Origin of the sequence: Shewanella sp. MBTL60-007 (genome assembly GCF_019654915.1) — a bacterium.
In the GTDB taxonomy this organism is placed as follows: Bacteria; Pseudomonadota; Gammaproteobacteria; order Enterobacterales; family Shewanellaceae; genus Shewanella.
Window position 1 is genome coordinate 1 of the sequence record NZ_BPET01000090.1, and the last position, 12,340, is coordinate 12,340.

Below are 12,340 nucleotides of genomic sequence, written 5' to 3' on the forward strand. Positions count from 1 at the left end.
AAAAAGAGCGAAAGCGGAAAAGTTAAAATCGGTCAATCAATTTATAGACACTCGATATTTCATATTTAACTCCAAATTGCTTCTCCATGTATAGCTGAATATCTCCTCCAGTCAACTTTCCATTGCCTTCTCGATTACTTTTATTATCGATGTAACGCTTAAGTTGTAACAGTTGATCATGACTAAGAATACTCGGCCTACCACAATGAGGCTTATCTTTTAATCCTTCTAATCCGCTCGATAGATAGAGGCTAATCCAACGGTTAACGCTCGTGCGACTCACTTTCAAGAAGTCCGCTATTTGGTACCTTGATTTGCCGTCTTGAAAGTGCAAAACAGCCAACAACTTGAGCTTCATTCTGGCATTCTTCTCTTTACGTATGAGTTTGGCTAACGTCTTATTGTCATGACAAAAACTATCCATCTTCCCTCCCTAGACCCGAAACGTTATCTCTTATCTGTAAATGGCCATCTTTATCAATCCAAACCTTTTGATAGGCAATATTGATATTAAGTTGACTCGTAAGGCGGAAATGCCTTGTCTGGTTGCTTTTTAGTGCGTTTTTAAATATCTGCCGAGTTTGATAAGGTTCCTTATTCATTAAATATTTGGCGAAAACCTCAGGTTGAGAAAGCCTAATACAACCATGACTCAAGGCTCTATTTGCTCTATTAAACAAATGTTTTCTTGGAGTATCATGAAGAAAAATCGCATCTGAATTTGGGATCGTAAATCGGAGTTTACCAAGCGCATTTTTGCTACCTGGCAATTGAACAAGAGCGCTCGTCTTTAACTTATGTTTAAAACTGCTTGTATCCATTTGTGCCACATTATCATCAACGAGATTACTCGTATAACTCTTGAATACAAAGTCATTATTTCTTAGGTAATTAGGCTGTTTTTCCACACTCCTTAAAATATCGCTATAAATGATACTTGCAGGAGGCCTCCAAGCGGGATTGACCGTAATCGCACTTATCGTGGTATTTAACTCCGGTGTTTTGCTGGTAGGTTTACCCACAATGACAGGCATAACTAACTGCTCTACACCATTTTTCGTTATCCGTAAGGTATGATCTATGAGGTTAACCGAAACATAATCTTTCGTTTTATCGTGCTTTTTTAAGGACTCCTTCAAGGCGTCCTGTAACTGAGTAACTCTTATAGACGGCTCGGTGTTAAGTGATAATACTGTTTCGAGCTGAAGCTTACCGTCTACAACATGACCATGCCTTCTTTGAAAGCGTTTAAGACCCGCTTCAACACTAGGATCAAAAATACTCTCTCGGTACGGAGGGATAGAATAAGCTGGTATATCCCCAAGTCTAGCAAGCATCCACCTGAGTTTTGCGATCTCTTTCGTTCTTATACCTAACCTTAATTCTATCGGGGTTACTGTCGGCCATTGATAGCGAGATAACGACTTATAATGCCGTATTGACTTCCTTAAGCTCTCGATATCTTTACGCTTAATTAAATTAAAGTACTGGTCAACAGACAGAGATTGGCTATTTAGCTGAACGCCAAAAATTTGATTGTTCAAATGACTTACTAAACCAGCCTTATCTATTAACTCTGTAACACTGTTCCTTGCATCAAGATCCAAAACTAACGCCCGCAACTGATGAGTGACTTCAGAGTTAACTTCTGGCTGATGAGAAGAGAACTCAGAACGCACCTGAGCCGAAAAAGCCATTAGAAGACTAATAAGTAGATTGCATGCGAGCAATTTGTGTTTGCTTAACATGTTAACTGCGACCTAATCCAACAATAAAGATAACTATCATGAAGCCGAAACAGAATAAAAAATGATACTAGTCAAAATAAAACTCCAAGTTTCAGTAAACGACTAGTTTTTAGGTTTAGTACAAAAAATGACTATTAGGCAAGGTGTTAACGTTATTTTTTTGGCGGCTGTAAGGTATTGGTCAAATACCGTTGGTTAAGCCATAGTTCATCATATATTCAGTTTTTTGCTTATATTCTTCTATAATCAAACTGACTTGTTCCTAAAATAATCATTGTTATTGCTGCAAAGTCTAGGAAGGATATGATGAAGATAGGGTTACATAAGCTGAACCTAACATCTGCACTTTTAACGGTAGGAGTGACGGTTTTACTATTGTTAAACGTGCATGCTATGTATAAGGATTACCTTTTCACAAAGAGCATTAGAACAAGTAACCCCTCTGGCTCAAGTTTAGCAGAACGATACCTTATTCTTGGTGGTTGGCCAGCATCTAAAGAGCATGACTTCGTATCTTCAGATATCAATTACCCCATAAGAGCTAGCAATAACAACGCTTCGCAGAAGGAGGGGAAATGAGCGAAGAAAATGGTATGGAACTGTCGAAAACACGATTATTGCGGGTTTATTTTAGAACCCTTGCTATTTTAATACTGTTTACAGTCATTCTGTTTAACTTTAAATCCACACTTCAAGTCTACTCCGTAATGTCTTTAGCTAGCACTATGAATAGCTTAGATAGTCACTCCCTATCAGCATACGGACTGATCTACGATGTTATATTTTTTTTCAGCGTTCTAGTCACTATACACATTATCTGGGCAGGCATAATCACGATTTCAACCCGAAGCCCTTGGTTTACTTTAAAGGGAAACTCTCAAGAAGAGCTATATTGGTTTCTTCTGATTCTTATAAACATAACCTGTTTGATTGCAATTAATTCCTACTTTTATCCTACCTCATTAGTTTCTTACTTTAGGCATACTGCGCTGAGCGAACCTCTTGTCTGGGGAGGGTTGGTAAGCTTTTTAATTATCAGTTTCTATCGAGGGTTACTCACTTTCACCACCAGACCTGTCGTTCTTTTTATATCGCTGTTATTTATAGCCGGACTCGTTAGCCCATTTCTATCAATTAACAATACAACTGCTCAACCCCAAAACGATCCCAATATTATAGTTTTAGGCATTGACGGACTAAGACCGGATCATTTGAAGTACTTAGGAGCAGACCCAAATGTAGCCCCTAACTTAAACCGCCTACTCGATAAAATGACCGTATACAAGAATACTTATACACCTCAGGGACGAACTTACGTTGCTTGGATGAGTCTTCTAACGGGTAAGTATCCGGTAAATAATGGAGTGAGGTTCAATTTGGCCCCACCAGAGATGGTCAATAAAACGCTTCCTATTATCGAACTGTTAAAGGAACGAGGCTACTACACAACCTATGCCATTGATGAGCGGCGCTTTAACCAAATAGACTCCAGTTACGGCTTTAATAATACGGTAGGCCCAAAGGCGGGTGCTGCTGATGCACTAATATCGGGATTAGGCGATCTTCCCTATCTAAATATACTACTAATGCACCCCTACTCCTCTTATATACTCCCTTACTTATACAATAATAGGGCCTACGGTAAAGCCTATTCTCCTATTACTTTTAATAAGGCTGTAATAGAGAGCCTTGTTCATGAAGCCCCTAATTTTCTTGCTTTACATTATTGTCAATTACATTGGCCGTATACGTCTAAAGACTTTATATCTCAGCCACGAGAAAATTGGGATGGCAACTACAACCACTATATGTATAAAGAGATGATAGGCAGCGTAGATAAACAAGTCGCTGATCTTTTTACTCGCTTAAAACAAAGAGGAGTACTCGACAATGCGATTGTCTATATTGTTTCCGATCATGGCGAGAGCTTTAAACTACCCAGCTTCAAAACTCCTGTCCCAGAAAACCTTAAGGCGTTCCCTAAAACGAAGTCTTGGGGTCATGGTACAAATATCTTAGATCAGCAGCAATCGCTTATTCTGATGGCCCGAGCAGAATTCAAGAATGGAAGTATCGTTACCCCTGCGCAAGAGATAGAAGGACTTTACTCGCTGGTGGATATCGTCCCTTCTCTAGTGAACTCATTAGAAATTTCAAGTTCATCTCACCCAAGACTGCAAGAGAGCAATTTAGACGGTATTGTTCTGCCTTGGACTGCGGAACAAGTATCCCCTAATAGATACGTTTTTGTTGAATCGTCAGTCCCCGTAAAATCCATAAATAAAAGCTTTATCGATAAGAACGAGGTCATGTCAGAAACCGCTTCAAATTATGAAGTTAGAGCTGACGGAAAAGCCTACATGCGTACTGAAAATTATATAGAGCTAATAGCCAAAAAACAGCGTGCAATCTACTACCAACAATGGCAGCTAAGCTTATTACCTGATTACGACACCCCAGTGCTTTTTAATACAGCAACAAATGAGATCTATGACACTGCTCAATATCAGGGGGATTTTGATTGGCGCGCTATGATGGGAGAACTTTGCTCTCTATACAAAGAGGACACAGGGTTTGATCCACACGCAGTTTGTATTGAAGCCAGCTTTAGCCGAAACAACAGCCAAAGCCCCACAGATTAATATCTTTCAGTTAACAATGGCTGTTCAGTTAACTGTATTGAGTTATAAAAAATTAGTCCTATGAAAAGTCATCACTGAGCCATGCTAGCGGATATTTAAACAAATCTGTAAGAAGATGAACGAGCACAAAAATATGTACTACAGTTATCTCAAGATGTTTTTTATTCGGGTAACCTTTTGACAAGCAAAGAAATTGGGGCACCTTACACTAAAGGGACTCTCTCCTCAGGTATTGACTGTAAGCGCAGCAAGGTCAGTCAAACTCGATTGTTATCGCTGTTACTAGCGTTTGCCGTTGCCGCTCGCTTTCATGTCGCCCTATTCTATGAGGTTAACTGGGATGAGTTCTATTACTTAGCCTTTGTCTATCAATATGACTACGGCACACTTTCAGCACAACTACAGACCTTACATGTTCACTTCTTTAACTGGCTTAAGTGGGTCTCTGCCAATGAAGTCATTCAAATTAAAGCCGCTCGCTTAGTTTTAGTGCTTTTTCAAATCGTAACAGGCTACTTTATCTATCTTATCGCTCGCCGCTTTGTAAGCACTCCTGCCGCACTATTTTCAGTACTTTGTTACTTTGCCTTTTCGTTCAATATTCGGATGGGTGCGAGTTTCAGAGCCGACCCTTTTGCAACTTTCTTTTTAATGGGAAGCGTTGCACTCATTTTATCTGAGAAACTTCAGATAAAACGGCTGCTCCTTGCGGGTGTATGTATTGCAGTTGCGGTACTTTTCACTATCAAGTCTCTTCTGTATCTACCCACTTTCGGATTCATCGCTGTCGCACTCTACTTAGAGGCACCATCAAAGAGCAAGTTCATATATAAGCCGCTTACAGTAATACTTTGCGCGATAACCACTTTCTATGTTCTATATCTTATTCATGGTAGCTTTCTACATCTACCTGACTCAGCACTAGCCGCAGAAGCAGTTAACGTTAGTTTCGATAAAACAATCAAGAACAGCACCTTCTTTCCTGGCTTTATCTACTTTAAATATTCTCTTTTATACGACCTTTTATTCTGGTTAGCGTTGATATACGGAATTAAAGTGACGTGTGTTGCTAGTTTACCTCAAAGGCAGCTAGGCAGAAGCGAACGACTCTCTCTATTAAGCTTAGCTTTCCCCCTATGTACGATCTTCTTCTACCGAAATGCCTTCCCCTACTTCTATTCATTTATGCTCGCTCCGGCAACAGTTTTGTGTGGCGTGGCATGGGATGGATTAAAGCACAGCTCTAAAAGCAGTAGAGAAACGCATGTAATTACCAGTTGCTTGTTATTTTTCATGGCGCTAAGCATCACCTATCACGGGTTTATCATTCCAAAACAGAGAACGTTACAGGTGCAATACGAATTTGTAGAGCTGATCCATAAGCTGTTCCCCTCACCCACTGAATACATAGATTGCTGCTCAATGATAGCTTCATTTCCTAAACAAGGCTTTTTTATGAGCAGCTGGGGAATGGAGTCCTATATTAAAGCAAGTCAACCTCTCTTAAAAAGTGCTATTGCGGTGGAACAACCTAGTTTTGTCATCGCAAATAATCAATTTTTAGACCATGCAAGAATACCTGAGACAAACTCAAACCGGTTGCTTTCAGAAGATCTAACGGCCTTGCAAGAAAATTATATTCCCCACTGGGGAGCGCTCTATGTAGCTGGAAAGCACCTAGACCTACGAGCAGGAAGAACGAGTTTTTCGATTAGTATTCCTGGGGTCTATACGCTTGAAGCTAGTCACTCGATAACCATCGATGCACAACGCTTATCGCCCGGAGAAACACTTTTCTTAATCAAAGGTAGTCATATAGCAACGCCGAGTCAGCCTGAGCAAGAGGTCACCTTCCGCTGGGGAAATAATCTATATCGACCACCGTTGCAATCTCGGTATCAACCCATTTTCACAGGGTTCTAGCGATTTAAGTGCCTAGAATAGAAAAAGAAGGTAAAAAAAATGAAACTTATCGTACAAATTCCTTGCTTTAATGAGGCTGAAAACCTAAGTGACGTGGTCGATAATATTCCACTACAAATACCGGGGGTTGATTGCATCGAAATACTCGTCATCGATGATGGTTCAACTGATAGCACAGCAGATGTCGCCCGACAAGCAGGAGTCGATCACATAGTCACTAACACGACTAATAAAGGCTTAGCTCGTTCTTTTCACATAGGGATAGAAGAGTGCCTTCGACAAGGCGCCGATATCATCGTAAATATTGACGGCGATAATCAGTATCGGTCAACAGAAATCCCTTTGTTGGTTATGCCTATCATCAATAATGAAGCTGATATTACTGTTGGGGATCGCGGAGGGTTCAAGAATCCGCATTTTTCGCTATTCAAACGTAGCTTACAGGTCTTTGGAAGCTTTATAGTCAAATCTATTCTCAATCTCGATATTAAAGACGCCGTCAGTGGCTTTCGCGCAATTTCTCGTGGGGCGGCAAGACAGATAAACATCGTGTCAGAGTTTAGTTATACCCTAGAAATGTTAGTTCAGGCGAGTGCAAAGCGCATGAGTATAAAGTCTATTCCAATCCAAACTAATCGAAAACTGCGCGAGTCACGACTATTCCAATCTATCCCTCAATTTCTTTATATGTCTGCCACGACACTTATGCGAATGTACACTATGTACCGTCCACTGCGGGTATTTTTTTCCTTAGGGCTTATCGCCATTCTAGTCGGGATGTTACCCATCATACGATTCGTATACTTCTATGCACAAGGTAATGGCGACGGCCATATGCAATCACTCATATTAGGTTCTACACTCATGACATTAGGTGTTATTACGCTCTTAGTGGGCTTAATTGCTGACCTGATTAACTTCAATCGTAAATTGACTGAGAAAATGCTGCATAAAATGGAAGTTTTGGATGAAAGGGTCATTAAGGTCGAGCGAGAAGTCTCCTCCCAATCTGACGTTCATTCTACTTTAACAAAACAGAACAAGCAGCCACAAAAGATCGCCAATCAACGATAGTCTATTTTTTTTGGGCTAATGTAACCACTGTAAATAGGAGGTAGATTGGATAATATAACCTCAAAAATCCCCCACAATAACCCGGTTAAAAAAAGGGCGTTATGTGTCACTTCAAACTATCCAAGATGGCAAGGAGACAGCACCACTCCTTTTGTGCATCACTTAGTGACTGACTTAAAAGAGTTTGATTGGGAGGTTGATGTGCTAGCTCCACATTATAAAGGCGCAGCTTTAGAAGAGACTTTAGAAGGTGTGTTGGTGAAGCGTTTCCGCTATTTGCTGCCAGAAGTTGCTCAAACGGTTTGCTATCAAGGTGGAGCATTAATGAACCTGCAAAAGAACAAGCTTAACTATTTAAAACTCCCGCCATTAGTTATGTTTGAATGGCTAGCGATAATGAAGCTACTGATGAGTGGCAAATACGACCTTTTGCACTCTCACTGGATCCTACCACAAGGATTCAATGGGGTACTCGCCTCGTTACCCTTAAAGATCCCACACGTAATTACCGTTCATGGCAGTGATGCTTTTGCGCTTTCTGGAAATATTTTATCTCGATTTAAGCAATTTTCTTTAACACATGCCGATGCCGTTACCGTAAATAGTTCTGCAACCAAAAAGCAAATTCTTTCCATTAGCCCAAACATTGCAAACTTAAACTTGATCCCTATGGGAGTTGCACGCTCAAAAGCCGACAACGATAGAGCAGAAGTGATAAGACAAAAATATAAAATAGACAGCTCACCACTGCTTATCTTTGTTGGGCGCTTAGTTGAGGTAAAAGGCGTTGATGACCTTCTTAAGGCGGTCGCTATCGTAAAAACTAAGCATCCGAACGTTCGCTTACTCATCTTAGGAGAAGGACCTTTAGAAGCTACGCTTAATCGCTTAGCGGAAAAGTTAGCGATCAAGAGAAATGTCATCTTTAAAGGGTGGGTCGAATCCAAAGATCTTATCAACTACCTAACGGCATCAGATATCTTTATTGGCCCTTCAAAACGTACCTCTGATGGAAGTGTAGAGGCTCAAGGCATCGCCTTTCTGGAAGCGATGCAAGCAGGCACCCCTGTAATCGCCAGCAATCTAGGCGGAATAACGGATGTTATTCATCATGAAAAAACAGGTTTGCTAGTCGACCAAGCTAACCCCCAACAGATCGCTAATTATGTATTGAGGTTAAATCATGATAAAGCATTAGCCAATAAATTAACTCGAGAGGCAAAAGTTAAAGTAGAAAACTTAACAAGCCTGGTATCGGCAGAAAAGATGGCTAACGTCTTTAACCGCTGCATAAGAGACGACAGCCAAGCCCACTAAGCTAACCAAAAATGATCCATCTAATTACTGCAATGATTAGCCAAGTAAAATATACAGGAGTTTAATATTGAAGAAAGGATATCATTGGGCGGGAGGACTCTTAGTCACACTATGCAGTGTTTTCTTCGTCATGTACCTAGTCGATAACTGGTCACTACTTTCAATGTCATTTTTTGCCAAAGAAAATATCTCTATGTTGTCGCTAGCATTGCTTTTATATCTTGTATGCTTCGCCTTCACATCGATAGCTTGGCATCGTTTGCTAGTTTCAACAGGACAAAATACGCAAATTTGTCAAGTAACAACCATTATTTTAATCTCTCAATTTGGTAAGTATATACCGGGTAATTTTTCTCACCATCTTGGACGCGCAGTTTTAGCCCACCGAACAGGCCTAACAAGTCAATCCATCTCTATTACAATGACCTGCGAGATTATAATCGTCATTATCTCTGCTGCCGTTATTGGTATAACAGCATTTATACTTAATCGCTCTCTACTATTATCCATAGTGCCAAATGTATCGAAATTCAGTCTATATCTATCTCTGATTATTCCATTGACACTAATAATCTCAATATTTTTTATCCCAAAGACTTTTCATTATCTAAAAAGTTATGTTTCAAATCTGAAGTTCCCCTCTAAGCGTGCGCTGTCGGAATGCTATCTACTATATACATTTAGCTTTTTGGTTTTTGGCTGGATTTTATACTTGATAACAACAGCTTACCCTAAAGTGGAGTTCACTAATTATTGGTTTTTGACTGCATCCTTTACAATTGCATGGTTACTTGGCTTTATTACACCAGGCGCTCCCGCTGGACTTGGTATAAGAGAAGCTGCTCTTATCTCATTAATCGCGCCAGTCTATGGAAGTGGCTTAGCTTTATCATTAGCAGTTACCCTGCGCATGCTTACTACACTTGGAGATGGCCTTGGCTTTTTGCTTGGTTTAACCATTCGAACCATTAAGGCTACTTAATCACTTCCTTATTGTGCTTTTAGGAAGGATATCTTCGTTATGCCTTATTCCTTCAAAATAGACAAGTTGTCATTTTATTTAATTTCTTATTTATCTCCGTTTACACTAGTAGCGACACGCCCCCTCAAAGAAGCTAACTATGTGGACACAAAAACAACTTACACTAAAACCTCGGCCCCGTGGTTTTCATTTAATTACCGATGAAATAGAACATTCACTTAAAGAGTTGCCAAACATAAAAATGGGAATTGCGCATTTATTGCTGCAACACACTTCGGCATCGCTTACGTTAAACGAAAATGCCGATCCGAGTGTAAGAGCCGACTTTGAAGCCTACATAAATCGGCTCGCACCAGAAAAAGCCCCTTATTACACTCATACTTACGAAGGTGATGACGATATGCCAGCACACCTGAAATCAAGTCTCTTAGGGGTATCAATTACGATCCCAATCTCAAATGGACGATTTAACCTTGGCACTTGGCAAGGTATTTATTTAGGTGAGCACAGAGATAATGGTGGCAGTAGAAGAATACTTATTACATTGCATGGAGAGTAAAACTAAAAAAAGAGCACATTATGTGCTCTTTTTTCTTTCAAACGACCTATCAATAATTAAGCTTCAGATATACGTTCTAGCTTAGCCAGGTAGAATCCATCAAAACCTGTTTCAGCAGGGCTAATGGTTTCATCTTCGATAAACCTAAAGTGTTTGTTATCAGCAAGAAACGCATCAACTTGGTCTCGGTTTTCTTCAGGCATGATCGAGCATGTTGCATAGACTAAGATACCGCCAACTTTCACCATACGACTGTAGCTTTGCAAAATATGCTTCTGCAGCTCAACCAGCACTGGCAAGCGTTCAGGAGTATCACGCCACTTTGCGTCTGGATTACGCTTTAGTACGCCAAGACCAGAACAAGGCACATCTAATAATACTCGGTCACAAGTTAGCTTTAAGCGCTTAATGGTTTTACTGCTGGCGATGATCCGTGTTTCAACGTTATGGGCGCCCGCGCGACGAGCACGTTGCTTGAGGTTATCTAGTTTCCACTGCTCAACGTCCATGGCTAATAATCGACCTTTGCCCTGCATCTGTGCTGAGATAGATAACGTTTTACCACCAGCACCTGCACAGGCGTCAACAACTCTCATACCAGGCTTAGCATCAAGCGCCAGTGCCACCAATTGAGAACCCGCATCTTGCTGCTCAAACCAGCCCTTCTTAAACGCTTCAGTTCTAAACAATGCAGAATCAGAAACCACTTCTAAAGCGGTATCGACACCTTCTACAGGAAGGGTTTGCACACCTTCTTTGCGCAATGCATTGGCTAACTCTTCTCTAGTGCACTTTAAAATATTGGTACGTAAAAATCGCTTTGCGGGTTGATTTAGCGCCGCTCTTTCTGCGGGCCACTTTTCGCCCATCTGGGCTTCACCCATTTGATTTAACCAGTCAGGGCAACCGTCCCACAGTACTGGTTGTGCTTTTGCTGACTCAATACGTGAGGCTAAATCTTCAGCATCAACTTGTAGTGAGTACTGCATTTTCGGCAAAGGAAGGTCGTTAAATAGATGCCAAACATTCAATAAGCGTGAACCTAAGCGTGCCATCTCTTCCGGTTTAACATCTGACAGGTAACAGTAAAGATTTAATCTTCTTAAAATATCACCCACAACATAAGTAATTCTGCCTTGTTCAGTTGGTTCTAATTTTAAGCCAGAAAAGTGCTGTGAGTATGCACGGTCGAGTGGCTTGCCCTCTGATAAAACAAGATCAAGAATACTGATCACGAGTTCATTTGAGCTGGGAGATAGCGAAGATTTCAACATTAAAAAAGTTACCCTAGATAGAAAACGCTGCGATCATAGGAGCAAAGCTTAAAATACGCAAGCTAAGCCCTGTCAAAAGCGGTAATTTATAGAAACTCCAGAGCAATAATAGATATGCTACTTGGTATACTGAAATAAAAGAGATGAAAAATAGCCTTTAACTAAATTGGAGGCCGAGCAAACCCAGTGGATCTTATTGATAGCCTTAAAAACAATAAAGCCGCTAAATTCTCCTAGCGGCTTTACCTGTAGCGTTAACGCTAAATTTTAGGTTATCGAGTGTCCGTAACGGTTAACTCTGACTCTTAACTAAGTATTCACTGCCATCTTTTGCAGTAAACTCACGAGACTGCATCGCAGCAACAGTGGCAGTGTTCTCTATATTGATTAAGCTAATCCAATAGTCATGCCCTTCTAACTGAATATCTTTGATATTCGCTAAATCTCGGTCTCTATTAGGTTGCTTTCTATCGAAACTTAACTCAACGTGCGTCCCCCTGTCTCGAAGCAAAATCGCAGTTGGTTCGCTCTTATGGCCTGTCAGTGCCACGAATTGCTTTGGAAAGCGTAAACCTGTTTGACTCCCATCGGCCATGAAAATTAACAGCTGTGAATAGTAGACCACATAACTACAGGCATTTTTATGGGAGCCCTTGGCTAATGGAAACTTTGCATCTAAAAACTCTTTCGCGCATGGGGCCGTTGTGTCGCTGCTCGTCGCTTCTTTGACAAGATCCACATCAACAAGCTCCGCACCAATAAAGTTATTATTTTGATTTACTTGAGTACTATTGATTGTTGATATATCCATGGCCCTATCC

At 40.6% G+C, this 12,340-nt stretch carries 10 protein-coding genes; 6 read left to right on the forward strand and 4 right to left on the reverse strand.

Features of this window, described 5'->3' with window-relative positions:
• Positions 1–22 precede the first annotated feature (22 nt).
• Together K5Q92_RS22520 and K5Q92_RS22525 are read right to left on the reverse strand one after the other, a co-directional pair.
• Positions 23–424, reverse strand: a complete 402-nt coding sequence (locus tag K5Q92_RS22520; protein WP_220771090.1) for a helix-turn-helix domain-containing protein — start codon at positions 422–424, stop codon at positions 23–25.
• Positions 417–1,748, reverse strand: a complete 1,332-nt coding sequence (locus K5Q92_RS22525; RefSeq protein ID WP_220771091.1) for a L,D-transpeptidase family protein — start codon at positions 1,746–1,748, stop codon at positions 417–419. The genes K5Q92_RS22520 and K5Q92_RS22525 overlap by 8 nt, the downstream gene beginning before the upstream one ends.
• Before the next feature lie 575 nt (positions 1,749–2,323).
• Here K5Q92_RS22525 and K5Q92_RS22530 point away from each other — a divergent pair.
• The 6 genes from K5Q92_RS22530 to K5Q92_RS22555 all read left to right on the forward strand — a co-directional run bounded on the left by K5Q92_RS22530 (position 2,324) and on the right by K5Q92_RS22555 (position 10,245).
• Positions 2,324–4,390 (forward strand): sulfatase-like hydrolase/transferase, encoded by a 2,067-nt coding sequence (locus K5Q92_RS22530; RefSeq protein ID WP_220771092.1) that lies wholly within the window; start codon positions 2,324–2,326, stop codon positions 4,388–4,390.
• Positions 4,391–4,567: 177 nt separating this feature from the next.
• On the forward strand, positions 4,568–6,313 hold the full coding sequence (locus K5Q92_RS22535; RefSeq protein WP_220771093.1) for a glycosyltransferase family 39 protein: 1,746 nt from the start codon (positions 4,568–4,570) through the stop codon (positions 6,311–6,313).
• Positions 6,314–6,352: 39 nt separating this feature from the next.
• Entirely contained in the window at positions 6,353–7,387 is a 1,035-nt protein-coding gene (locus K5Q92_RS22540; protein WP_220771094.1) for a glycosyltransferase family 2 protein, read from the forward strand.
• Positions 7,388–7,432: 45 nt separating this feature from the next.
• Positions 7,433–8,704, forward strand: coding sequence for a glycosyltransferase family 4 protein (locus K5Q92_RS22545; RefSeq protein ID WP_220771095.1), 1,272 nt, complete (start codon positions 7,433–7,435; stop codon positions 8,702–8,704).
• Positions 8,705–8,771: 67 nt separating this feature from the next.
• On the forward strand, positions 8,772–9,686 hold the full coding sequence (locus K5Q92_RS22550) for a lysylphosphatidylglycerol synthase domain-containing protein (protein WP_220771096.1): 915 nt from the start codon (positions 8,772–8,774) through the stop codon (positions 9,684–9,686).
• A 139-nt stretch (positions 9,687–9,825) separates the two neighbouring features.
• On the forward strand, positions 9,826–10,245 hold the full coding sequence (locus K5Q92_RS22555; protein WP_220771097.1) for a secondary thiamine-phosphate synthase enzyme YjbQ: 420 nt from the start codon (positions 9,826–9,828) through the stop codon (positions 10,243–10,245).
• A 56-nt stretch (positions 10,246–10,301) separates the two neighbouring features.
• On the opposite strand, the gene K5Q92_RS22560 is transcribed toward K5Q92_RS22555, so the two are convergent.
• Complete coding sequence (locus K5Q92_RS22560; protein ID WP_220771098.1) at positions 10,302–11,519, reverse strand: RsmB/NOP family class I SAM-dependent RNA methyltransferase; 1,218 nt, start codon at positions 11,517–11,519, stop codon at positions 10,302–10,304.
• A gap of 292 nt (positions 11,520–11,811) precedes the next feature.
• Positions 11,812–12,340: malate synthase (locus K5Q92_RS22565; protein WP_259649678.1), on the reverse strand; the 529-nt coding region annotated here is incomplete at its 5' end.